Raw genomic sequence first — 20,171 nt, forward strand, 5'->3', positions numbered from 1 at the left:
GGTACAGAGGCCATGGCGCTGCAGAGCGAACATACCTTCCCGCGCCATTCCCATGATCACTTCGGGATGGGTGTCATCTCGCAAGGTGCACAGCGCTCATGGAGCCTGCTGGGGCAGATAGAGGCCGGCCCTGGAGATGTGATTATTGTCAATCCGGGAGAAGTGCACGATGGTATGCCGCTTCAGGGCGCGCGTAGCTGGCAGATGGTCTATCTGGAACCTGAACTGTTGTGGCAGGAGTTACGGATGGAGAGGAGTGATGCCGATGCAGTGCTCAAGCCGTTAGTCAGAGACAACTCTCTGAGCCATCGTCTGTTTCAGCTTTTTTTTGCCTTAAATCAGACCAAGGTTGAACCGGGTTTTCTGGAAGAGACGTTATTACAATGCTTAATGCACCTCTGTCATCACCACCTTCTGACCCTGGCTTTCCCGCCCAACATGACACCCACGATACAAAGGGCAAAGCAATATTTAGATGATGCTCCATCACGTCAGACGAGCCTGAGTGAATTGGCAACGTTGTGTGGGCTAAGTCGATTCCAACTTTTGCGCAGTTTTGCTCGTGAAGTTGGAATGACGCCCCATACCTATCTCATGCAGTTGCGCGTCCGTAATGCAAGACAATGGCTGGCAAAAGGGAATAGTGTGGCTGATGCCGCTGTTATGAGTGGTTTTGCCGATCAAAGCCACCTCACGCGTGCATTCTCGCGCCAAATGGGTATCACGCCGGCACGCTATCAAAAAGCCATTCTGATGTAATCCTCTGCAATTTTGTTCAAGACGCAGGCATTTCGTGAATTGATACTCAGGCGATACATTCGACTGAGGGATTAAAAATGCACGCTGGAATAGAGTTTTATGTCACTACTTTGGTGGTAGTGATGTCACCGGGCCCTGGGGCTATGTTAACTATTGCCAGCGGTCTGAATCGAGGAATGCGTGTAAGTTTTATTACGGCTTTAGGGTGCACGCTCGGTATTGTGCCGCATCTTCTCGCTACATTGCTGGGATTAGCCGTTATTTTTCATACCAGTGACTACGCATTCAACATGTTGAAGCTAATCGGCGTTGGCTACTTGCTCTACATGGCGTGGATGGCGCTACGTGAGCGGACGTCACTGACAACGGAGGTGGAGAGTAAAAAATCCGCATTGCGTATTATTAACCATGCTCTGTTACTCAATCTCTTTAACCCTAAATTATCGCTGTTTTTTCTGGCTTTTTTACCGCAATTTATCGCTTCAGAGAGTTCGACGCCGACACAAGATATGTTAGTACTGAGTGCCATTTTTATGTTGCTGACGCTTTTCATCTTTATGTTGTATGGCGCTTTTGCCGCGCTGATGAGGCGTCGGGTGCTCGAAAAACCGCGCGTGATGCGCTTTATGAACCGAATCTTTGCGTTGAGCTTTGTTTGCCTGGGCATCAAATTGCTCATCAGTTCGCGATAACCCATTTATAAAGGAGAAATCTTGATGGAATTTGACTCTATTGATGCAGTCAGGGAAGAAATTGATAAAGTGGATCAACAAGTTGTGGCACTGATTGCCCGGCGTGGAGAGTGTGTTAAGGCCGCTGCACAGTTTAAACAAGACCGCGCAGCGGTACGCGCTCCCGATCGTGTCCAACAGGTGATTGATAAAGTGAGATGTCAGGCAAAAGCGCAGGGGTTATCTGAAGAAATTATTGAGCAGGTTTACCGTGCGATGATTACGGCCTTTATCGATTATGAGCTGCAACAGCATGGTGAATTGAAAGCGTAGTGAAGCGCCCGACAAAAAAAGGCTGCAATGGGTTAAAATTGCAGCCTTAAGTTATGAAAATTTCATTAACAAGAGGGTGCCTCGAGGCCCCGATTTTAATGCTGTGTGTCTTTGCCCGTATTATCGCGGTTGCGAAAAATGTGTGTGACGTTGTTGGTATCTTTGAGTGCCATGCTGTCCTGAGTGGAGGATTGCATGTTGTTCTTCACTTCTGCCATGGCGCGGCTTAGTGCTTTTTGGCGGCCAGCATCGGGTTCAACGGACGCCATCAAACGAAGCTTATCGAGCAGGGCGCTGTTCGTCACCGGCCCCTTTTTTTTCAGCAGCTGCAGTACGGCATCGCCCATGACGATATCAGTTAATCGTTCATCTTTACTTCTGTTCATACACGTTCTCTGGTTACCGCAAAGACCTGCGACAGGTAACAAAGTGGATTCAGTCTAACGTGAAATAACCTATGAGGCGGAAGCCACTTTGTCCGATGTCAGGTCGGTGCGCATGTTCTCAGGATCATCGCTCGGAGGTAAACATCAGGCCAATTAACTGTTGGCAGTGCAACTCTTCTTCCGGGCTGTTGGCCTGTTCCAGTCGGCAAATCAGCTTGGTGCAGATCGTTTTGCGACTCAGTGAACGGCCTGAACGCAGTATTTCTCCAACGATTTTACCCAGGATTTCCTGCTGAGAAGGCAGGGAAGCCTCATTAAAATAACGCGTAATCGCATCCGACGTTGATAGCAGGTTGCTACCCTGACGCATGGTTCCATCCTCCAGGTTAACTAATGAGCACCAGGCCCACTAAAGTTATACAAAGAAAAGCCTGTTGTACATAAATAAGGTTAACCATCAGGGGAGCTATTTTTTGCAAAAAGTGCTAGTCTATTAATTACAGATGCTTATGTAAAAGCACTCTTTTCAGGGCATTTAAACTTGATGTCTGGGCCAATAAGATAGAGATTGAGTTAACCTATGGTACTTAGTACTATAGATATTGCATGTGTGGACAAGGAGCGTCCTTATCAAATCACAGTCAGGAGACACCATGGCAATTTATGTTTTAAAACCATTCGACAGAAATACCAATGCTGATGGGATTGACGACGGCAAGCTATGCATTGCAGCGTTAGAAGTTATCGCGGGTCGATATGAAGCTAATTTAGGCGGTGGGGTATATAAGAAACGCATTCCCTTAACCAAAGGTTAAAGTAGTGGTGCCAGAGCTGTCATTGCTTTCAAAATTGATAAGCACCTCTTCTTTGTAAATGGGTATGCTAAGTCAGCAGTCAAAAGCACAATACGAGAAATGACCGAAACTGAACTGCTACTTTATAAGTATAAGCAAGTTGCCAAAGAGTTATTCAACCTCACCACTGAACAAGCAAGACGAGCGATTAGGGCGGGGAAAATGCGAGAGGTGCAGTGTGATGGTTAATCACCTTAAAGATCTTCAGGAAATCGCACATGATTTCAATGAAATTGGCGTTGTCTCTGATGATCTTAAAGAAAAAATCGATTCAAGGGTAAGATTGCGCGAGTTGCGAGCGGCACTGCCTGTTCAGCCTATGATGTCGGGCCAGGCTATTAAAGAATTGCGTGAGCGTTTGGGCTTGAGTCAAGCAATGCTGGCGGCTTGCGTTGGAATGTCAGTCGCCACGATTATTAAATGGGAACGAGAAGAAAAAAAACCAAACGGCGCGGCGCTGCGTTTGCTCAATATTATTGATCGTAAAGGTTTGAGTGTTCTTCAGTAATACCAAAGCCCCTGAATCGGGGCTTTAAGTTCCTTATTAATTATTTGAACCCCCAATGTGCTAATTACTATTACATTCCTGTAAAGGTCAGTAATCACCATCTGTTGAACGTGTCAGCGTTTTCCACGCCTCGATCTCTGCATTCAACGCCACAAGTTTATCTTTCACCAGCTTTAATGCATCGCTGCCGAGCAGCAAATGTGCAGGCGGATTATCGCTCTCAATGATAGCCAGCATCGCGCGCGCTGCTTTCTCTGGATCCCCAAGCTGTTTGCCGCTTTTCGCTTCTCTTGCCTGGCGGATAGGATCAAAGAGAGCGTTATAATCACTGATGCTGCGCGCGCTTCGCACCATTGAGCGGCCTGCCCAGTCAGTACGGAATGAACCGGGGGCAACGGCCGTTACATGAATATTAAATGCGGCGAGTTCTTTGCTAAGAGTTTCTGAGATTCCTTCCAGCGCAAACTTACTCCCACAGTAATAACTAATGCCCGGCATGGTGATAAATCCGCCCATCGACGTGATGTTAAGGATATGCCCGCGACGCCGTTGGCGCATGAAGGGCAATACGGCTTTGATCATCGCCACGGCACCAAATACATTAACGTCAAATTGGTGGCGCATCTCCTCCAGCGAGGACTCCTCCATAATCCCTTCGTGTCCATAACCCGCGTTATTGACCAAAACATCAATTGGACCCTGATCAGCTTCAATGTCGGCTATAAGGTCATCAATAACAGCGAAATGAGTGACATCGAGTTCAAACGCCAGCGCATTTTGCGGATGGAGTTGTTCAAATGCCAATTTAGCTTCTACATTTCGCACCGTCCCGATCACGCGATAACCTTTGGCTAAGGCCTCCAGCGCCAGCGCACGACCGAAACCGCTGCTTACACCAGTAATCAAAAGTGTTTTAGAGGTAGACATCGTTTTTCTCCCTACATGAATGATGCATGCATAATATTCTCTGGAGGTCAGCGCTATAAGGCCGTATCTTCTGCTTTTATTGCCTAATCTTATGAGTGAGGAGGAGTGGTGGTAGATTCAGAGGTACAACAACGTACGGTGGAATTGCTTAAATCGCTCGCGCCGCATGAGGGCTACAACCTGACGGCACTTTCTGATGTGCGTATTTTGCGTTCAGATCGCCCACTAGCACGCACGCCAGTGCTTTACGATCCCGGTATTGTGATTGTCTGCCAGGGCACTAAGCGTGGTTTCTTTGGCGATCAAATCTACCTCTACGATGAGCAACATTATCTGGCGGTTTCTGTGCCGGTTCCCTTTACCATGGAAACCGCAGCGAGCGCAGAACACCCGTTGCTGGCGATCTACATGCATCTTGATTTCAGTGTGGCGACAGCATTGTTGCTGGAACTAGAGCAACAGCAAGTGCCTTTCACGGCGAAAGCGGCGCAGAGCATGATGTCGAGTCCCATGGATCAGCCGCTACGTGATTCAGTGCTACGTTTCCTGACGGCTCTGAGTCATCCTTTGGATGCACAGATCCTCGGCCCCGCACTGGTGCGTGAACTCTATTATCGTGTGTTGACGGGTGCACAAGGTCAGGCACTGCGTGCCGCGCTGACGTTGCAGGGGCAATTCGGCAAGGTGGGTAAAGCGCTGCGTCATATTCATGCCTGCTATGCCCAGACGCTCAATCTGGCGCAGTTGGCGGGTGAAGCAAACATGAGCGTGCCGACCTTCAGCGCGCATTTTAAAACCATCACCCAGCAGTCACCGATGCAATACGTGAAATCGGTACGCTTACATCAGGCGCGAATGCTGATGGTGCGTCAGGAGATGACGGCGGCCTCGGCGAGCCTTGCGGTGGGTTATGAAAGCGCATCCCAATTTAACCGGGAATTCAAACGTCTGTTCGGGCTGCCACCGGCGGAGGAGATCAAGCGCATGCAGCGCAATTTCGCGGTGCTGCCTGCACAGCAGGCTTCTGCATATGTCTCTTCGCATTAGGGCTCACACAGTGGTTTTAAGCACCATTACCGCATAACAACAAATGTCATCAGTCGCATTGGTAAACACGCAATCCGTTGGATCGCCCAATTCCAGGCAATCACCGACGTTCATTTCAAACAGATTGTCGCCCTCCTGAAAGCGCAAAGTGCCTTCCAGCACCCAGATCAACTGACGACGTGAAAGGTAGGAAATCGCTGGCATTGGCACGTCAGTGTGCGGAGGGAGCTCTACACTCACGACATCCAACGGGATATCGCCAGGTGAAATATGGCGGCGAATGTAGCCCGTTTCCGGATCCTGCCACACGGGTTGTTGTGCATGGCGCAGCAACGTCCCGGGTTGAACTTCCGTGAGGGCGATGAGCTGCGACATGCTCATAGCAAACGAGCCGGCGAGGCGAGCGAGAGACGTCGCAGTTGGGCTGCTCTCACCCCGTTCTATTTTATGGATCATCGCCCGTGAAACACCGGACTGTTCTGCCAGGTCGGTTAAAGACCAGCCGCGCTTCTCACGTTCGATTTTAATGTTCTGACCAATGCGCGCATTGATGTCATCTTCTTTACTAGACAACTCATCTAACATAATGGATAACTACAATAGTAAACGAAACATCCACTATAGTGACGAGGCGGAAATCATGCAAATACGAGCAGCAGAAGAGGGCGATGCCGGGGCGATCGCGGACATCTACAACGACGCAGTACTCAACACCACCGCGATTTGGAATGAGAATACCGTGGATATTGCTAACCGCATCCAGTGGATGGCTGCAAGCCAGGCCGCAGGGTTTCCGGTATTGGTGGCGATTCAGGAGCAAGCCGTCATTGGCTACGCCTCCTATGGCGACTGGCGTCCCTGGGACGGCTACCGACATACCGTTGAACATTCAGTCTATGTCCATAAAAATGGGCGCGGCCAAGGTGTGGGCGGCATGCTGATGACCGCCTTGATTGAGCGGGCGCGCGAGCAGGGCAAACATATGATGATTGCCGGGATTGAGTCAGAGAACAGCGCTTCAATCGCGCTGCACAAGAAGCTGGGCTTCAATGATGGGGGGAGATTAAATCAGGTAGGCTGCAAATTTGGCCGATGGCTCGATCTGACCTTTTTGCAGCTTCAGCTTGATGCAAGGCCGCAGCCTTAACTTAGTGTTTCTGCAAAACGTATTCACTGGGTAAGCTGTCGATATCCTGCATGATCCGCGATACATGTTTGCGCATGCGATTACGTGCTAAGGCGGCGCCTTTTATCCCATCGAACGTTCAGCCAGTCGCCACGCTTTTGGCGACATTCCCGTCTCGCGTTTAAAAGCATGGCTGAAGGCGCTTTCTGAAGTGTAACCCAGCGTCTGCGCCACCACGGCCACCTGATCGGACTCCTCACGTAAGGCGCGTTCGGCTAATCGCATGCGCCATTGTGTCAGATAGGCAACCGGTGTCACACCCGCCACAGTTCGAAACTGCTGAGCAAAGGTGGTACGTGACATGGCGCAGGCTTTTGCCAACTCTTCCAGATGCCAATTTCTTGCCGGATCGCCATGCATCAGTTGCAGCGCAGGCGCAAGACGCGCATCGCCAAGGGCTCGCAGCCAACTGGCGGGGAAAGCATCACAGGTTTGCAGATGAGCACGCAAAATCTGAATAAACAGCAGTTGCGCCAACTGTGACGAGGCCAGTTGCGAACCCGGCTGTGTGGTACGACGCTCTTGTACTAACTGGTCCAGTAACCAACGGAACGAGGCCGCTTGCGGAGAGGCGGCAGGGACATGAATCCATGGCGGCAAAACGTGCGTCAATAAACGGCCACTGGTGGGATTCAGCAGGACATGCCCACCGATATGCGCAAAATCATCCCCTTCACCAATGGGTGCATGAGGTTTTCCGGCACCGAAAAACACACTCATGGCATCAACCGGCTCTACGCCGGGCTCGCTGGACAGCACAAAGGCGCGTTTTGCACTCAGTAAACCAACATCGCCGGTTGAGAACAGAATTGGCCTGGCGCCGTCGTCAAACTGAACCCAGCATTGTCCTTTCAGGACGGCGAAAAACTTAATCTTCTCGGGCGCAGGGAAACGTAACGCCCAGCGCCCGCCCGCGCTAAAGCCTCCCGTCACCAGGGATTCCGCGTGGACGAATTTCAGGATGTCGGAAAAAGGGTCGTTTTGCATTTCCGTACTATCACGCAACTTACACGCACTATCAAGCATTCAAAATCCGGTCATGGCTGTTTACTCTGCTCAGTATCACAACAGCGAGGCATTTTTCATGACTAAAGAAACCGTTTTGGTGACGGGTGGTACCGGTTTTATCGCGCAACATTGCATTATTTCCCTGCTTAAACAGGGATACAGAGTGCGCACGACGGTGCGTTCAGCCCAGCGGGAGAACGAAGTGCGACAACATCTCCAGCAAGGAGGTGTAGAGCCAGGCGAAAACCTGACATTTGTCGTGGCTGATTTAATGGCCGATCAGGGTTGGGATGCGGCCACTCAAGGCTGTACTTATGTGCTGCACGGCGCATCACCTACACCATCCGGTGAGCAGGTCACCGAGGCCGATTGGATCAACCCCGCGATTGAGGGAAATTTGCGCGTTCTGCGGGCGGCGAGGGATGCAGGCGTGAAACGCGTGGTGTTAACGTCGGCATTTGGTGCGGTCGGAGTCGGTCACGCGGCGGACTACCCGCGCCCATTTAAGGAGACGGACTGGACGAACCTAAACAGCGATTTATGGCCGTATCAACGTTCCAAAACCTTATCGGAACGGGCAGCCTGGGCCTTTATTGAGAAGGAGGGGCGGGGTTTAGAGCTGTCAGCTATCAATCCCGTGGCTGTACTCGGACCTGTGCTGGGCGCAGACTACTCACACTCAACCCGGATTATCAAAGAGATGTTAGAAGGGCAGCCGGGTTGTCCTGATATCAACAGCTGTTTTGTGGATGTGCGGGATGTCGCCAATTTACACGTCATCGCTATGAAGCACCCAGCAGCCAGGGGGGAGCGATTCCTTGCCAGTTCGGGCCATAGTTTGCGTCTGGTGGAGGTAGCCCATACCTTGAAAACGTCACTGGGTGACGCCGCCCGCTGCGTATCAATGATCGAACTCACGGATGAGAGTGTGCGGGCTGCTGCAGATAAGAATCCAGTGATGATAGGGATGGTGAAATTGTTGGGGGTAGATATGAACGTCACGGCAGAGAAAGCGATGTCTGTGTTGGGCTGGCAGCCGCGCACACCCCAACAGGCAATTATCGCGACGGCCCAGAGCTTTATTGAGCTGGGTTTGGTCTCACACAACTAGCGTCTGCGGGCAGCATGCAGTTATGTACTGACAGATACTGTGGCATTTATTCCCACCTAAACCTCAACACGATGCTATATAAATGATAACGATTATCATCAATTGCTTTATGCTGAGGTCAGGATGCAACCAACAGAACTCACCGCCGACTGTTGTATTGTCGGCGGCGGACCAGCAGGATTAATGCTGGGTTATTTACTGGCGAGATCAGGATTAAGCGTCGTGGTGATTGAAAAACATCCCGACTTCCTGCGCGATTTTCGTGGCGATACCATCCATCCCTCGACGCTGGAGATCATGCGCCATCTCGGGCTGCTGGATGAGCTACTGACCTTACCGCATCAGAGAGCCGAAAAATTACAGGCAGAAGTGGCTGGTCAGGAGATCACGATGGCTGATTTCTCGCGCTTGCCGGTGCAGTGCCGCTTTATTGCCTTTATGCCGCAATGGGATTTCCTCAATTTTCTCGCGAGCAAAGCGGCCGCTTTTCCCGGCTTCACGCTCTTACAATCCACCGCTTTTGATGATTTGATCTATGCAGAGGGTATGGTATCGGGTGTTAAAACGTTACAGGGTAACGCTACGCGCCTCATTCATACCTCGTTGGTGATAGGCGCGGATGGGCGTAACTCGGAGGTACGTGCCAAAGCCGGATTGCAGAGTAAAAGCTTTGGCTCATCCCGTGATGTGCTGTGGTTCCGGTTGGGCAAACAGGGAAGCGATCCCGAATGGGGTATGGGCCACAAAGGGCCAAAGCAGAATTTCATTGTGATTGATCGCGGTGACTACTGGCAATGCGGCTACACCATCCAAAAAGGAGAGTTTGACGCATTAAAGCTTGCCGGTCTGGAGACGCTAAAGCAGGCTATGGCTGAAGTGGCGCCCTTCAGCGCTGAGCGCATGGCGGATCTCGACGGTTGGGACAAATTGAAGCTGTTGTCGATTCGCATTGACCGGCTGGATCAGTGGATGAAGCCCGGCGTGCTGTGCATTGGTGATGCAGCCCATGCGATGTCGCCGATTGGTGGCGTTGGCGTCAATCTGGCGATTCAGGATGCGGTGGCAGCGGCCAATTGCCTGACTCTTCCACTGAAAAAAGGTCATGTCACACTACGTGACCTGCAGAAAGTGCAACAGCGCCGACAGTTTCCCACCGTTGCCACGCAATTCCTGCAAATTAAAATGAGCAGTAATAAACGTAAGCGCACTACGCCGAGTAAAGTGCCGCAGATGATCAGCCGTTTCCCGTTCTTGCGCTATCTGTTCGGTCGTTTAATTGGTTTAGGCTTTCGAACTGAAAAACCAGAACATCTCAATGAGTAAGTTTGGCTTTCCAATCCTGAAACCTGCTTCCATTTATCCCGATGCCTCCAGCGGCAACAATAGATTCACAGAGCAGACAACAGTGGGTTGTCTGCTAACCCTCATCAAAATGCAGGTGGGTATAAGCGATCTGCTTGTCATTTGTAACATTTCATTAACTTTATGATGGGGTTTTGATAATTTTTTCTAATGGTTTTTTAGCTGAGTTAATCTCTTCGTGCCTTTTATTCATTTGGATGCGCGCCAGACCCTCAATGTTTAATCAACAATTTGTTTATTTTAACCTGTTGATGAGATTAGTTTCTGTCCTCGATTAAATCCTTGATTTGAAATGACTCGCACGCTGTTACATCGCAATACCACAGTTTCACTATGGTTAATGAGCTCTTTTAAGACCATAAGAAACTGAGGAAACAGCAGGTATGAAATTAGAAAACTTATCTCGTCGAACCTTCATGGCATTTGCAGCGGGTGGCACCGTGGCGCTGGCAGCGGGTAAAGTTCATGCCCACGAGGCAACAGTGGCCACTTACCCAGCAAACGATCCCCGCCATCCCCGCGACCCCGGTCCACACGATCCTATCCGTGAGGGGCTCAATCCCGATATTGTCGATCCACCCGCAACAGACAGCGGTACATTACCGAATCTGCGCTTCTCTTTTAGCGATGCGCATGTACGCAAAGGCAGCGGAGGTTGGACGCGGCAGGTGACACAACGCGAATTAGGGATTTCCACTACCATCGCTGGTGTAGATATGCGGCTTGATAATGGCGGCATTCGTGAACTGCACTGGCATAAAGAGGGCGAGTGGGCGTACATGCTCTATGGCAATGCACGTATCACTGCACTGGACACCCAAGGTGGATGGTTTGTGGATGATGTTGGCGTCGGTGACTTGTGGTATTTCCCGCCCGGTGTGCCGCACTCTATCCAGGGGCTCGGTCCCGACGGCTGCGAGTTTTTACTGGCCTTTGATAACGGTAACTTTGATGAGGACAGCACTTTCCTGCTTAGCGACTGGTTTAAACACATTCCGCCTGAAGTGCTCGCCAAAAATTTTGGCGTATCAGCGGACGTTTTCAACACGCTGCCATCACCGGCCGACGAGTATATTTTTGCCGGGAAAGCGCCGGAGGGCGGGGATTCTGCAGCTGTGAAAGGTGGCGTGAAATCTGTGCTGAATTTCTCGCATAAAATGCTGGCGCAAAAACCGATTACCCTGCCGGGTGGCACTGTACGCATTACCGACACCAGTAATTTCCCCATATCAAAAACCGTCGCCGCTGCATTGGTGGAACTTGAGCCCGGCGCTATGCGGGAATTGCATTGGCATCCAAACAACGATGAGTGGCAATACTATCTGGAAGGTGAAGGGCGCATGGGCGTGTTTGCCTCATCGGGGCAGGCTCGGACCTTCGATTTCCGCGCGGGTGATGTTGGCTATGTTCCTTTCGCCATGGGGCATTACATTGAAAATATCGGTGATAAGCCGCTGCGGTTTTTAGAATTATTTAAAAGCGATTACTACGAGGATATTTCATTGAACCAATGGTTAGCCAGTACGCCAGCAGATTTGGTGCGGCAGCATCTGCATCTGGATGATAAATTTATGCAGGCGCTGCAGTTTGCTAAGCATCCGGTGGTGAAATAGCATGGAAAGCGCGTCGCGGGAGCGGCGCGCAATAAGGGTTTAATGCCTTAAACGATAGATATCAGCAAAGTACAGATAGCCTTTTCTGGCGCGCATCTCGTTTAGCCGTGTTTTTTCACTCTCGGTCAGAATGGCGCTGCCCAGCAGTTCATCGACAAAAGCGTCCCGGACATGGACTTCCATATACCAGTCACCGGTGTAGCAATTCTTCCAGGCACCTTTATCGATATCCTTCGCTTTGTACGACGGATTGACATGGAAGAAGAAGAAGAAATTACACACCGCAAAAATCAGAATGCAAACCACATATTCGATGGTGCCGAAAGAGTCGGAGTACAACAGCAGCGCCATGGTAAGAACAAACAGTATCCACATCAGGCTGAATAAACCGGGATAATTTTTGATAAAGGAGATATCAAAGTAGGGGCGGTCATTACGCTGCTCTTCTACGTTGATTCTATCCAGCTCGGTTTGTAGTCGCTCATCTAGTTGATTACTCATGCATTCACCTCAGTGGTTTCCTTATCCATACTGCGCCCGCGCGAGTCTAACAGATAACCACCACGATTTTAGCCTAACCTTGATGGTGATTAGGGGAATTATCTGTGGGGAAGAGAATGGAGTATGAAACCGTATTGGCATTCTGGTTTAACGCGCACAATGAAAGCTATTGGTTCAAACAGAATGACGGGTTTGATGAAGCGATACGAGATGGTTTTTATGATAACTGGGAAGCGGCTCGTCGCGGTGAGCTATCGGCCTGGCGGAAAGACATTCGGGGACGATTGGCAGAAATCATCGTGCTGGATCAATTCTCCCGCAATCTTCACCGGGACAGTGCTCTCGCCTGGCAGCAGGATGGCATGGCGCTATTGCTCGCGCAGGAAGCGGTGAAAACTCCGGGCTATGCGTCACTGAACCTGGATGAAAAAGGCTTTCTCTTGATGCCCTGGATGCATGCCGAGTCTCGTGTTATCCATCAACAAGCCGAAGTGTTGTTCGATGCGCTGAAAGGATCGTCTTACTATCAGAGTGAGTTAGAGCATCGGCAGATTATTGAAGTGTTTGGTCGCTATCCACATCGTAATCAGCGCCTAAATCGCCCATCAACGCCGGCAGAGCAAGCGTTTCTTAATGAGAGGAAACGCTCATTTTATTGACTCAACATCTGCCTCTGCTATTGGGATGGGGCATACATGGACAAAAAAAGCCCGCTAAGCGGGCGGGGTAATTAAACCAAGGAAAAATTCTCGTAGGCAACGCATTGCTGTGTGTTGCGTCACTATATTAGCAACGATAAGTGGCCAGTACATAAAATGATCGATGATTAAATTTTGCTGATTTGATAAAGGTTATATTTGTGACGAACGTGTTATTTTGATGTTTACAACTGCACGCAAAATAGGCGTTGAAGCGCCTTTTTCCCGGCTGGTGTGACATTTATCTCTCGATAGCCTGCCGTGCGGCTTAGCCATTGTTTATCAATTAGCAGACTAAGAAGCGCGGCTCCCGCTGCGCCACCGAGATGCATGCGGCGTTCACTCCAGTCGAGGCAGGCACAACAAGGTTTACGTTTACTACGAAGATTTCGCTGCATGCCGATGCCCTCTAACTGCCGCCGGCCTAAGGGGGTAAGAGCACTACCGTCGGCAACAACCCACTCGTTTTCTTGCATAAAACTGTATATCTCAACCGCCAGTTCACCTGCCAAATGATCATAACAGGTGCGGGCATGGCGCAGATGGCTGGGTGTAGCGGAAACCAGTGCTCGCTGTGGCTGCATCGATACCCCCATAAGGGTTTCAAGCAGGTGCGCAATATCGTTGCCCGCCAAACGGAAATAGCGATGGCGGCCCTTAGATAAACACGTGACAAGGCGGGCATCCAGTAGTTTGCCCAGATGTCCGCTGGTGGTGGAGGCGGCGATATCGGCGACGCCGCTTAATTCTGTGGCTGTCCAGGCACGGCCATCCATCACCGCGCACAAAATGCTGACACGCGAAGGGTCGGCCAGAGCGGCAGCCACAGCAGACATCGCCTGCTGCAAGCCTTGTTCCGCCGTCTCATTGGTGATTATGGGGCTGCTACGGCTTGCCATGCGGTGGTTACCTCTGCTGCACGTTCAGGATTATCGGTAATCAGGATCAACTGGTTGTTGTGGTCACTGTATTGAAGCTGAATGTTAACGCCATTGCGTGCTAGCACGTCAGCAATATCGCCAAGCTGTCCTGGTCGATCCTGTTTCAGCTTGCGGATCAGCGGCTGTTGTACTGAAACCACCTGAAAACCGGCCGCCATTAGCACTTGTCTGGCTTGCTCCCCATGCACAACTAAAAAATGCGCGTGACTTTGTTCACCCACCGTGAACACGCCGCCTCCTTCAAGTCCTACACCATGCTTGCCAAGGGTCAAACCTAATGCGGCTAACTCGCCTGGGACATTATTGAGCATCACGTGAATATCAAACATGTTGGCTTGCCTCGTGCGCGTATTCCCGCAGTACAGCGGCGATACGGATGTGGTAGAAAGAAAACAAGCTGTTTCGACCCTCCTGTTGAGCCTTTTGGTGCGAGATATTTCTCTTCCATGCCAGCACGGCCTCTTCGTTTTCCCAGTAGGAGAGGGACAGGATCTTTCCAGGATCGTTGAGGCTTGAAAATCGCTCTACTGAAATAAACCCAGGCAAACGGGTAAGTTGAGATTTCAGTTGTGCGGCGAGTTCAAGATAGCGGGCTTGGTGCTCAGGTTGGGTGCGTGCTTCAAACAGGACAGCAATCATGGTTCAGCTCCATCAGTCAGTGATGGCAGCAGTGTAGCGAGTGGAGATGAAGATGCTTCGGCGAACAACGAAGTATGGCGCAGCGCGAGTTCGCTGCGCCAGCCCACTCATCCCACCCAGCGAGACTGACGGATGACGCGACAAAAATTCATTGGTGAAAAACCAGGCTGCTTATCGGCAATGACATCGGCTTTAACATTGCCGAAGGTGGTATCAGGCTTGTTTTTAATCCCATCGTAGAAAGCCTGAATAATCTCCTCCTTAAATTGGGCTGGGCGTGGATGCTGTTCTACCACGGCTTCACGCTCCGCATCGCTGAAGTGATCATAGTTGATGCCCAATACATCCATTTCCACGCCAGCGGTGACTAATGCAATTTCCGGGGCCATAAATTGCGGAATGCCCGGGGTGGTATGCAGCGCAATCGCGGTCCAGACTTTATCGATATCGGCCTGCTCTACACCATACTGTTGCAAGAAATCGCGCGCCGCATTGGCGCCATCCACCTCAAAGCGTTTGTCGCAGCTGCAGTGTTCGTGCGTCAGGCCAACATCATGGAACATACAGCCGACATAAAGCAGCTCAGCATCCACCTTAAGATCTAAGCGGCGTCCTGCGAGTGCGCCCCAGTAATAGACGCGGCTGGAGTGGTGAAACAGCAAATCGGATTCGGTATCACGGACGAACGTCGTCGCGTCACGGGTCATTGCAGTATCGGGAATAGTGATGCCGTTAATGGAAAATTTCATGGGAGGTTCTCCGCTCGGTTAAGTTGCAACCAGCTTAATGCCGAGGCAGAATGTCTTAAATAAGCTTTTGGCGACCTTTTAAGACATTAAGACTTTTACAGACGGGAATAGCGCATGAATCACCATCTTGCGATTTTAGCGGTGCCGGGGGCGCAATTGCTCGATGTCTCTGGACCGTTGGATGTGTTTGCCGAAGCTAACCGACTGCTCAATCGTGCCGTTTACCAGCTGCAAGTCATGTCACTGGAAGGGGAACATATTCGTTGTTCCTCGGGCGTGCGCCTGATGGCGGATATTACACTGCACGATATCCAGCAAATTGACACGTTTCTGATCGCGGGGGCACCTGAGGCGCGGGATATGCAGCTAACTGCGCAGCAAACCGCTCGTCTGATTGAGCTATGCCATCACAGCCAGCGCTTTGGCTCGATTTGTACCGGTGCGCTGCTGCTGGCACAAACCGGGTTGCTGAGTGGTAAAAAAGTGACGACCCATTGGGCCTGCGCTGACGCACTGATGGAACAGGTACCGGATGCGCAGGTGGAGGCCGATGCGCTTTATATCGCAGATGGACGATTGCGTACCGCCGCTGGCGTCACGTCGGGGCTCGATCTTGCCCTGAGGTTGGTGGAAGAAGATTTGGGGCGCGAATTGGCTCAGGATATCGCTGCCAATTTGGTGATGTTCTTTCAACGGCCAGTGAATCAAGGGCATTTTGTTCGCAAACAACCACTTTCGCTGGGTGGGCGCAGTGCGTTTCAGGAGATGCAGAGATGGGCTTTGGCCAATCTGGCACAGGTGAGTTCACTCGATGATCTTGCCGCACATATGCAAATTAGCACACGGCATTTAGCGAGGCTTTTCCGTCAGCATATGGATGTACAGGCGGGCAATTGGCTGGAGAATGCGCGAATTGATCAAGCGCGTAAGTTGCTGGAAGCAGGATCAATGCCGCTGAAAGCCATTCCGGCCGCCTGTGGTTACCGCAGTAACGATGTTCTACGACGGGCTTTTGTTAAGGTGACGGGCATGACGCCATCGATGTATCGCAAGATGTTTATGCGCTAGCGGCGCGGCTCTTAGCGCATGCATGAGACGTCAATACTGGCAATATATTGCGTCGCTACGTTTCATGAGTAGAAGAGGCGTTGAGCACCGTAGCGGCGTGATTTATCACGCGTATTCAAAGCCAGGGTGGCACTGGAAGATGCGCAATAAATGTGGCCGCTACGGTTGGTGTGTATTATTTATTCCGGCCAGTTATCCAGAATGCGCTGACGTACTTCTTCCGGATAGCCTTGCGCGAATGAAGCATGCAAATGGCGCTTAGTCTGTAAGGTGTCAAACACGACTTTGGCGCCTTTCCCGGCAACGTATTCTGCCTCGTCGTAGCATTGTGGCAGGCGAATGACACGTTGATTCTCAAACACCGCACGACGGCCTACCGGGTGCACGCGCGTTGACAATGCCCAAACCACTTCACGCAGGTTGGTGGGATCAAAGTCATCATCCACGACATAGACTTTCGGGATAAATACCATCGCATCGGTTTTGAACAGCACTTCACCAATGCGTTGGGCCAACTCTTCACTGCTGACACCCGGCAGCAGTACGCGCCAGTTTTCTGGCATCACCACCAGCAACCAGTGCACGGTGGAATCTTCCGGAATCCAGGTGGTTTTGATCGGCAATTCCGCTTCACGCAGATAAGTCAGTGCATCCGCCGCTAAGCCCATTGCCCACAAGGTGTGCGATTCATCGGTGGGGCGACCGGTGATCGACATCGGCCAGATCGGATCGTCGCGATGGGTAATGGTTTCCACGTGGAAAGTGGGCTGAGCCGAAGAGCCTTCGCCCAGATAGCCGCCGTACTCGCCGTAGGGACCTTCCTGACAATCGCGCTCAATCGAGACATGGCCTTCAATCACAATTTCAGCCGTTGCGGGCACATCAAGATCGAGACTAATGGCTTTCACTACCGGCACTGGCTCTCCCGCCAAAGTGCCGATGTAATCGGCTTCATCCGCGTGGGCTGGGATCGGAATCCCTGACACACATGAGATCGCCGGCGCAGGACCTTGCACGAGTGCATAAGGCATCGACTCACCGCGTGCTACCCACTGCGTCCAGATCTGACCAATATGCTGACTTGGTACAATCAGACCAACCATGCGCTTGCCATCCACTTTCATCACGCGGGCAATAGACCAGTTGACCCATTTTCCATCCGGGGTTTTCACAATCAGCGTGCCCCAGGTGTTGGCGTAACGACCACCGTCTTTGTCATGAGCGAACGGGATAGGGAAGCGGTCAAGATTTGCCGCATCGCCACGTAATATATTCTGCTGGCATTCTGCCTGAGCAGACTCAACGCGGACAGGCGGAATACCGGGTTTAAAGCGGGCAGCGGACAGAGCTTCGATAATCTCCGGGCCGCTGGACTCAGGGGCTAAGCCCAGTGACATCGCGACGCGTGAGTAGGGCATATCGCTGCGCGACGATAATGCCGCAGGCGCACCAAACAGACGAAAGCCCGGCGCGACACCGGCGACCTTGTGAAACAGCGGCGCAGGTGACTGGATTTCATAGCTGCGGCGCGTGATGGCGCTGGGTTCGAAATCATCATCCACTTCACGCTGCACATGCATGATGTCGCCCATTTCATCGAGGGCAGTGATAAAGCTGCGTAAATCGCCGTAATATTTCATCAGGCTCTCCTTAAGCCAGGGTATAACGTGGACCCGTCCAGCGATGGGTAATGTCGTTATCAAGGCCGAACTGATCAAGAATGCGAGAAACAGTGTGGTTAATGATGTCGTCAACGGACTGCGGGTTGTTGTAGAAAGCAGGCATTGGCGGGAGCATCAACGCGCCCGCGCGGGTGAGCGCCAGCATGTTTTCCAGGTGTATGGCGTTGAGCGGCGCTTCGCGAGGCACCAGCACCAGCTTGCGTTGCTCCTTGAGCGTCACGTCAGCAGCGCGCGTAATCAGTCCATCGCCATAACCGCTGCGGATACCCGCCAGGGTTTTCATGCTGCACGGCACCACGATCATGCCATCCACGCGAAATGATCCGCTGGAGATGGCCGCCGCTTGATCGTGTTCGCTGTAAGTCCTGGTCGCGAGGGCAGCGACCTCCTGTACACTGTAAGATGTTTCCATTTGGATGGTGGCGCGCGCCCATTTGGAGATGACTAAATGGGTTTCGACTTCAAGTTCACGCAACGCAGACAGCACGCGTACGCCGATTGCTGCACCTGTTGCGCCGGTCATACCTACAACAAGCTTCATAAGTGATCCATTTTGCAGTATAGTTTAAGTTCAAACTGTTTGTGTTCGAACTATAAGTTTGACGATTTAAGGAGTCAAGTGCACCGATGTCACAAAATCCTGACTTAATTCTTGCCGCCCCCTTGTGGCCGCACGGCGATTGTTCGTTAATGCACCTTGTACGGCGTGCCGGACAACACTCGACTTTTTGTTGGTCTCAATCTGTGGATACCGGCCTGTCAGCCGTGCAGTACGCGATTCTGGTGGTATTGGCTGAGGAGTCAGCCTGCGATCAGCAAACGCTGGGTCAGCGTGCCGGGTTTGATAAAGCCACCGGCACCTATGTTATTGATCGAATGAATAAAAGCGGTTTGCTGAATGTAGTGACAGATGTGAACAACCGTCGTCGTAAACTGGTGTCGATGACCGCAGAAGGGGAAGTGATGCTGAATCGTATGATTGAGCAGGCAAAAAGCGCGGAGAAGATGATCACCACCGGCCTCGACAGCCAGGATATCGCCGATCTGAAGCGCTTATTAAGCAAACTGGGTGGATTGCAGGAACCTGAATAACATGCCGCAAACAGCTTTCGCCGAGCAACCTGGCGAACCGAAACCGGATCTCACCATCGGCTTTTTGCTGATGAAAAGTTTTACCCTGGCCTCCGTCGCGGGGCTGGTAGAGTCACTGCGTTTTGCGGCAGACGAATCGTTTACCAGTCGCCAGATCTTTTGTCGCTGGGAATGGATGACTTGTGATAACCAGCCAATCACAGCCAGCTGCGGACTACCGGTTTCGCCTACGGCTGACCTCGATTTCAGCAAGAACTGGGATTACTTTGTGGTGGCGGGAGGCTTACTGGAAGAAACACGCCAGTCGCCACCGTGGCTGTTACAGGCACTTCGCGACTTACATGCGCGTAATATTCCCATCATCACGCTATGTAGCGGCGCCTTTGTCGCTGGCAACGCAGGCCTGCTGGATGGACGGCATTGCGCCATTCATTTCACCACGCGTGATGAATTTCGCCTGCGATTTCCGAAAGCGATCCCGGTCATCGACAAGACCTACATCAAGGATGGTGGCATTATTTCCTGCCCCGGCGGCACGGCGATCGATCTCGCTGCCGATCTGATCCGCCAGCATTGTGGGCTGGTGCGTTCACAGAAGGTCTTAAAGTATTTGCTGGTGGAAGAGCCCGCTGCACCGGTCAAAAAGACACAGCAAAAGAACACGCTTAACGAGCCGGATGTGTATGAAAACGAGCTGGTGAATAAGGTCATCGAATTTATGAAACATCACCTCGATTCGCCGGTTCCGCTGGCCGATGTAGCCGAATTCGCAGGCGTCACTTTCCGCCAGCTCAATTTGATTTTCACCAAATGCACCGGCTACTCGGCGGCTGTCTACTGGCGGCGTATGCGGCTGGAGCTGGCGCGCAAGTTGATGGCGGACTCCAGCAACAGCATCAATGCGATTGCCACTGCGACAGGATTTGCCGATGCTTCACATTTGATTGCCTGGTTCCGTAAGCAGTATGGCGAAACGCCCAGCTCGTTTCGTAAACGGCGGCGTGTGGTGGAGAGATTGGTTAAGGAGTAGGGGCCG

General features: G+C 51.6%; 25 protein-coding genes and 1 pseudogene. 14 read left to right on the forward strand and 12 right to left on the reverse strand.

Translation table 11 applies throughout. The features are described from left to right. Nucleotides 1-12 precede the first annotated feature (12 nt). From QMZ65_RS07280 to QMZ65_RS07290, 3 genes are all read left to right on the forward strand, one after another. Nucleotides 13-759 carry a helix-turn-helix transcriptional regulator gene (locus QMZ65_RS07280; RefSeq protein WP_283215689.1) on the forward strand — a complete coding sequence of 249 codons (747 nt, stop codon included), beginning with the start codon at nucleotides 13-15 and terminating at the stop codon, nucleotides 757-759. 77 nt (nucleotides 760-836) lie between these two features. Then, nucleotides 837-1,451 (forward strand): LysE family translocator, encoded by a 615-nt coding sequence (locus tag QMZ65_RS07285; protein ID WP_211729012.1) that lies wholly within the window; start codon nucleotides 837-839, stop codon nucleotides 1,449-1,451. Between the two features lie 24 nt (nucleotides 1,452-1,475). Then, nucleotides 1,476-1,763: a chorismate mutase gene (locus QMZ65_RS07290; protein WP_097119074.1), complete on the forward strand. Its 288-nt coding sequence runs from the start codon at nucleotides 1,476-1,478 to the stop codon at nucleotides 1,761-1,763. Nucleotides 1,764-1,858: 95 nt separating this feature from the next. Here QMZ65_RS07290 and QMZ65_RS07295 read toward each other — a convergent pair whose 3' ends face one another. After that, on the reverse strand, nucleotides 1,859-2,149 hold the full coding sequence (locus QMZ65_RS07295; RefSeq protein WP_097119075.1) for a hypothetical protein: 291 nt from the start codon (nucleotides 2,147-2,149) through the stop codon (nucleotides 1,859-1,861). Nucleotides 2,150-2,273: 124 nt separating this feature from the next. Beyond that, entirely contained in the window at nucleotides 2,274-2,519 is a 246-nt protein-coding gene (gene ycgZ, locus QMZ65_RS07300; protein WP_283215690.1) for a regulatory protein YcgZ, read from the reverse strand. 283 nt (nucleotides 2,520-2,802) lie between these two features. Between ycgZ and QMZ65_RS07305 the strand changes: the two are divergent. Continuing rightward, nucleotides 2,803-3,192 (forward strand): annotated as a pseudogene (locus tag QMZ65_RS07305) (type II toxin-antitoxin system RelE/ParE family toxin). Next, nucleotides 3,185-3,511, forward strand: a complete 327-nt coding sequence (locus QMZ65_RS07310; protein WP_097119077.1) for a helix-turn-helix domain-containing protein — start codon at nucleotides 3,185-3,187, stop codon at nucleotides 3,509-3,511. The pseudogene QMZ65_RS07305 and the gene QMZ65_RS07310 overlap by 8 nt, the downstream one beginning before the upstream one ends. Before the next feature lie 87 nt (nucleotides 3,512-3,598). On the opposite strand, the gene QMZ65_RS07315 is transcribed toward QMZ65_RS07310, so the two are convergent. Continuing rightward, nucleotides 3,599-4,438, reverse strand: a complete 840-nt coding sequence (locus QMZ65_RS07315; protein WP_283215691.1) for an oxidoreductase — start codon at nucleotides 4,436-4,438, stop codon at nucleotides 3,599-3,601. Between the two features lie 108 nt (nucleotides 4,439-4,546). On the opposite strand from QMZ65_RS07315, the gene QMZ65_RS07320 reads away from it, so the two are divergent. Further along, a complete protein-coding gene (locus QMZ65_RS07320) occupies nucleotides 4,547-5,485 on the forward strand; it encodes an AraC family transcriptional regulator (RefSeq protein ID WP_283215692.1) in 939 nt (312 codons plus the stop codon). Nucleotides 5,486-5,488: 3 nt separating this feature from the next. Here the strand turns inward: QMZ65_RS07320 and QMZ65_RS07325 are convergent, their stop codons facing one another. After that, a complete protein-coding gene (locus QMZ65_RS07325) occupies nucleotides 5,489-6,070 on the reverse strand; it encodes an XRE family transcriptional regulator (protein ID WP_058960949.1) in 582 nt (193 codons plus the stop codon). A gap of 55 nt (nucleotides 6,071-6,125) precedes the next feature. Between QMZ65_RS07325 and QMZ65_RS07330 the strand changes: the two genes are divergently transcribed. Next, complete coding sequence (locus QMZ65_RS07330) at nucleotides 6,126-6,632, forward strand: GNAT family N-acetyltransferase (RefSeq protein ID WP_211729006.1); 507 nt, start codon at nucleotides 6,126-6,128, stop codon at nucleotides 6,630-6,632. A 102-nt stretch (nucleotides 6,633-6,734) separates the two neighbouring features. Here the strand turns inward: QMZ65_RS07330 and QMZ65_RS07335 are convergent, their stop codons facing one another. Beyond that, complete coding sequence (locus QMZ65_RS07335) at nucleotides 6,735-7,658, reverse strand: AraC family transcriptional regulator (protein WP_283215693.1); 924 nt, start codon at nucleotides 7,656-7,658, stop codon at nucleotides 6,735-6,737. 97 nt (nucleotides 7,659-7,755) lie between these two features. On the opposite strand from QMZ65_RS07335, the gene QMZ65_RS07340 reads away from it, so the two are divergent. The 3 genes from QMZ65_RS07340 (at nucleotide 7,756) to QMZ65_RS07350 (ending at nucleotide 11,765) form a co-directional block, all read left to right on the forward strand. Then, on the forward strand, nucleotides 7,756-8,790 hold the full coding sequence (locus QMZ65_RS07340) for an SDR family oxidoreductase (RefSeq protein ID WP_283215694.1): 1,035 nt from the start codon (nucleotides 7,756-7,758) through the stop codon (nucleotides 8,788-8,790). Between the two features lie 123 nt (nucleotides 8,791-8,913). Then, nucleotides 8,914-10,113: an FAD-dependent oxidoreductase gene (locus tag QMZ65_RS07345; protein ID WP_283215695.1), complete on the forward strand. Its 1,200-nt coding sequence runs from the start codon at nucleotides 8,914-8,916 to the stop codon at nucleotides 10,111-10,113. A gap of 455 nt (nucleotides 10,114-10,568) precedes the next feature. Next, nucleotides 10,569-11,765, forward strand: coding sequence for a cupin domain-containing protein (locus tag QMZ65_RS07350; RefSeq protein ID WP_283215851.1), 1,197 nt, complete (start codon nucleotides 10,569-10,571; stop codon nucleotides 11,763-11,765). A gap of 39 nt (nucleotides 11,766-11,804) precedes the next feature. Here QMZ65_RS07350 and QMZ65_RS07355 read toward each other — a convergent pair whose 3' ends face one another. Next, nucleotides 11,805-12,266, reverse strand: coding sequence for a YlaC family protein (locus tag QMZ65_RS07355; protein ID WP_160834236.1), 462 nt, complete (start codon nucleotides 12,264-12,266; stop codon nucleotides 11,805-11,807). Nucleotides 12,267-12,382: 116 nt separating this feature from the next. Here QMZ65_RS07355 and QMZ65_RS07360 point away from each other — a divergent pair, with 116 nt between their 5' ends. Beyond that, on the forward strand, nucleotides 12,383-12,925 hold the full coding sequence (locus QMZ65_RS07360) for a DUF924 family protein (RefSeq protein WP_283215696.1): 543 nt from the start codon (nucleotides 12,383-12,385) through the stop codon (nucleotides 12,923-12,925). 224 nt (nucleotides 12,926-13,149) lie between these two features. On the opposite strand, the gene QMZ65_RS07365 is transcribed toward QMZ65_RS07360, so the two are convergent. The 4 genes from QMZ65_RS07365 to QMZ65_RS07380 form a co-directional block, all read right to left on the reverse strand. After that, nucleotides 13,150-13,863 carry an ArsR/SmtB family transcription factor gene (locus QMZ65_RS07365; protein WP_283215697.1) on the reverse strand — a complete coding sequence of 238 codons (714 nt, stop codon included), beginning with the start codon at nucleotides 13,861-13,863 and terminating at the stop codon, nucleotides 13,150-13,152. Next, nucleotides 13,839-14,234 carry an amino acid-binding protein gene (locus tag QMZ65_RS07370; protein ID WP_283215698.1) on the reverse strand — a complete coding sequence of 132 codons (396 nt, stop codon included), beginning with the start codon at nucleotides 14,232-14,234 and terminating at the stop codon, nucleotides 13,839-13,841. The genes QMZ65_RS07365 and QMZ65_RS07370 overlap by 25 nt, the downstream gene beginning before the upstream one ends. Further along, entirely contained in the window at nucleotides 14,227-14,544 is a 318-nt protein-coding gene (locus QMZ65_RS07375) for an antibiotic biosynthesis monooxygenase family protein (protein WP_160834233.1), read from the reverse strand. The genes QMZ65_RS07370 and QMZ65_RS07375 overlap by 8 nt, the downstream gene beginning before the upstream one ends. A gap of 107 nt (nucleotides 14,545-14,651) precedes the next feature. After that, entirely contained in the window at nucleotides 14,652-15,293 is a 642-nt protein-coding gene (locus tag QMZ65_RS07380) for an HD domain-containing protein (RefSeq protein ID WP_160834232.1), read from the reverse strand. Between the two features lie 114 nt (nucleotides 15,294-15,407). Here QMZ65_RS07380 and QMZ65_RS07385 point away from each other — a divergent pair, with 114 nt between their 5' ends. Continuing rightward, nucleotides 15,408-16,361: a GlxA family transcriptional regulator gene (locus QMZ65_RS07385; RefSeq protein ID WP_283215699.1), complete on the forward strand. Its 954-nt coding sequence runs from the start codon at nucleotides 15,408-15,410 to the stop codon at nucleotides 16,359-16,361. A 179-nt stretch (nucleotides 16,362-16,540) separates the two neighbouring features. Here the strand turns inward: QMZ65_RS07385 and QMZ65_RS07390 are convergent, their stop codons facing one another. Together QMZ65_RS07390 and QMZ65_RS07395 are read right to left on the reverse strand one after the other, a co-directional pair. Next, the gene (locus tag QMZ65_RS07390) at nucleotides 16,541-18,001 is read right to left on the reverse strand and encodes a UbiD family decarboxylase (RefSeq protein WP_283215700.1); all 1,461 of its coding nucleotides are present in this window, start codon (nucleotides 17,999-18,001) and stop codon (nucleotides 16,541-16,543) included. A gap of 10 nt (nucleotides 18,002-18,011) precedes the next feature. Continuing rightward, entirely contained in the window at nucleotides 18,012-18,584 is a 573-nt protein-coding gene (locus tag QMZ65_RS07395) for a non-oxidative hydroxyarylic acid decarboxylases subunit B (protein ID WP_283215701.1), read from the reverse strand. Between the two features lie 86 nt (nucleotides 18,585-18,670). Here QMZ65_RS07395 and QMZ65_RS07400 point away from each other — a divergent pair, with 86 nt between their 5' ends. Continuing rightward, complete coding sequence (locus tag QMZ65_RS07400; RefSeq protein WP_097119091.1) at nucleotides 18,671-19,135, forward strand: MarR family winged helix-turn-helix transcriptional regulator; 465 nt, start codon at nucleotides 18,671-18,673, stop codon at nucleotides 19,133-19,135. Between the two features lies 1 nt (nucleotide 19,136). Then, complete coding sequence (locus QMZ65_RS07405; RefSeq protein WP_097119092.1) at nucleotides 19,137-20,165, forward strand: GlxA family transcriptional regulator; 1,029 nt, start codon at nucleotides 19,137-19,139, stop codon at nucleotides 20,163-20,165. Nucleotides 20,166-20,171: the final 6 nt, after the last annotated feature.

It is taken from the genome of Pantoea sp. EABMAA-21 (assembly GCF_030053335.1).
Classification (GTDB): Bacteria; Pseudomonadota; Gammaproteobacteria; order Enterobacterales; family Enterobacteriaceae; genus Pantoea; species Pantoea communis.

Bases quoted from the DNA above. Each gene is read 5' to 3' on its own strand.
- QMZ65_RS07280 (WP_283215689.1), top strand. From the start codon at position 13: ATGGCGCTGCAGAGCGAACATACCTTCCCGCGCCATTCCCATGATCAC.
- QMZ65_RS07285 (WP_211729012.1), top strand. From the start codon at position 837: ATGCACGCTGGAATAGAGTTTTATGTCACTACTTTGGTGGTAGTGATG.
- QMZ65_RS07290 (WP_097119074.1), top strand. From the start codon at position 1,476: ATGGAATTTGACTCTATTGATGCAGTCAGGGAAGAAATTGATAAAGTG.
- QMZ65_RS07295 (WP_097119075.1), bottom strand. From the start codon at position 2,149: ATGAACAGAAGTAAAGATGAACGATTAACTGATATCGTCATGGGCGAT.
- ycgZ (WP_283215690.1), bottom strand. From the start codon at position 2,519: ATGCGTCAGGGTAGCAACCTGCTATCAACGTCGGATGCGATTACGCGT.
- QMZ65_RS07310 (WP_097119077.1), top strand. From the start codon at position 3,185: ATGGTTAATCACCTTAAAGATCTTCAGGAAATCGCACATGATTTCAAT.
- QMZ65_RS07315 (WP_283215691.1), bottom strand. From the start codon at position 4,438: ATGTCTACCTCTAAAACACTTTTGATTACTGGTGTAAGCAGCGGTTTC.
- QMZ65_RS07325 (WP_058960949.1), bottom strand. From the start codon at position 6,070: ATGTTAGATGAGTTGTCTAGTAAAGAAGATGACATCAATGCGCGCATT.
- QMZ65_RS07330 (WP_211729006.1), top strand. From the start codon at position 6,126: ATGCAAATACGAGCAGCAGAAGAGGGCGATGCCGGGGCGATCGCGGAC.
- QMZ65_RS07335 (WP_283215693.1), bottom strand. From the start codon at position 7,658: ATGCAAAACGACCCTTTTTCCGACATCCTGAAATTCGTCCACGCGGAA.
- QMZ65_RS07340 (WP_283215694.1), top strand. From the start codon at position 7,756: ATGACTAAAGAAACCGTTTTGGTGACGGGTGGTACCGGTTTTATCGCG.
- QMZ65_RS07345 (WP_283215695.1), top strand. From the start codon at position 8,914: ATGCAACCAACAGAACTCACCGCCGACTGTTGTATTGTCGGCGGCGGA.
- QMZ65_RS07350 (WP_283215851.1), top strand. From the start codon at position 10,569: ATGGCATTTGCAGCGGGTGGCACCGTGGCGCTGGCAGCGGGTAAAGTT.
- QMZ65_RS07355 (WP_160834236.1), bottom strand. From the start codon at position 12,266: ATGAGTAATCAACTAGATGAGCGACTACAAACCGAGCTGGATAGAATC.
- QMZ65_RS07360 (WP_283215696.1), top strand. From the start codon at position 12,383: ATGGAGTATGAAACCGTATTGGCATTCTGGTTTAACGCGCACAATGAA.
- QMZ65_RS07365 (WP_283215697.1), bottom strand. From the start codon at position 13,863: ATGGCAAGCCGTAGCAGCCCCATAATCACCAATGAGACGGCGGAACAA.
- QMZ65_RS07370 (WP_283215698.1), bottom strand. From the start codon at position 14,234: ATGTTTGATATTCACGTGATGCTCAATAATGTCCCAGGCGAGTTAGCC.
- QMZ65_RS07375 (WP_160834233.1), bottom strand. From the start codon at position 14,544: ATGATTGCTGTCCTGTTTGAAGCACGCACCCAACCTGAGCACCAAGCC.
- QMZ65_RS07380 (WP_160834232.1), bottom strand. From the start codon at position 15,293: ATGAAATTTTCCATTAACGGCATCACTATTCCCGATACTGCAATGACC.
- QMZ65_RS07385 (WP_283215699.1), top strand. From the start codon at position 15,408: ATGAATCACCATCTTGCGATTTTAGCGGTGCCGGGGGCGCAATTGCTC.
- QMZ65_RS07390 (WP_283215700.1), bottom strand. From the start codon at position 18,001: ATGAAATATTACGGCGATTTACGCAGCTTTATCACTGCCCTCGATGAA.
- QMZ65_RS07395 (WP_283215701.1), bottom strand. From the start codon at position 18,584: ATGAAGCTTGTTGTAGGTATGACCGGCGCAACAGGTGCAGCAATCGGC.
- QMZ65_RS07400 (WP_097119091.1), top strand. From the start codon at position 18,671: ATGTCACAAAATCCTGACTTAATTCTTGCCGCCCCCTTGTGGCCGCAC.
- QMZ65_RS07405 (WP_097119092.1), top strand. From the start codon at position 19,137: ATGCCGCAAACAGCTTTCGCCGAGCAACCTGGCGAACCGAAACCGGAT.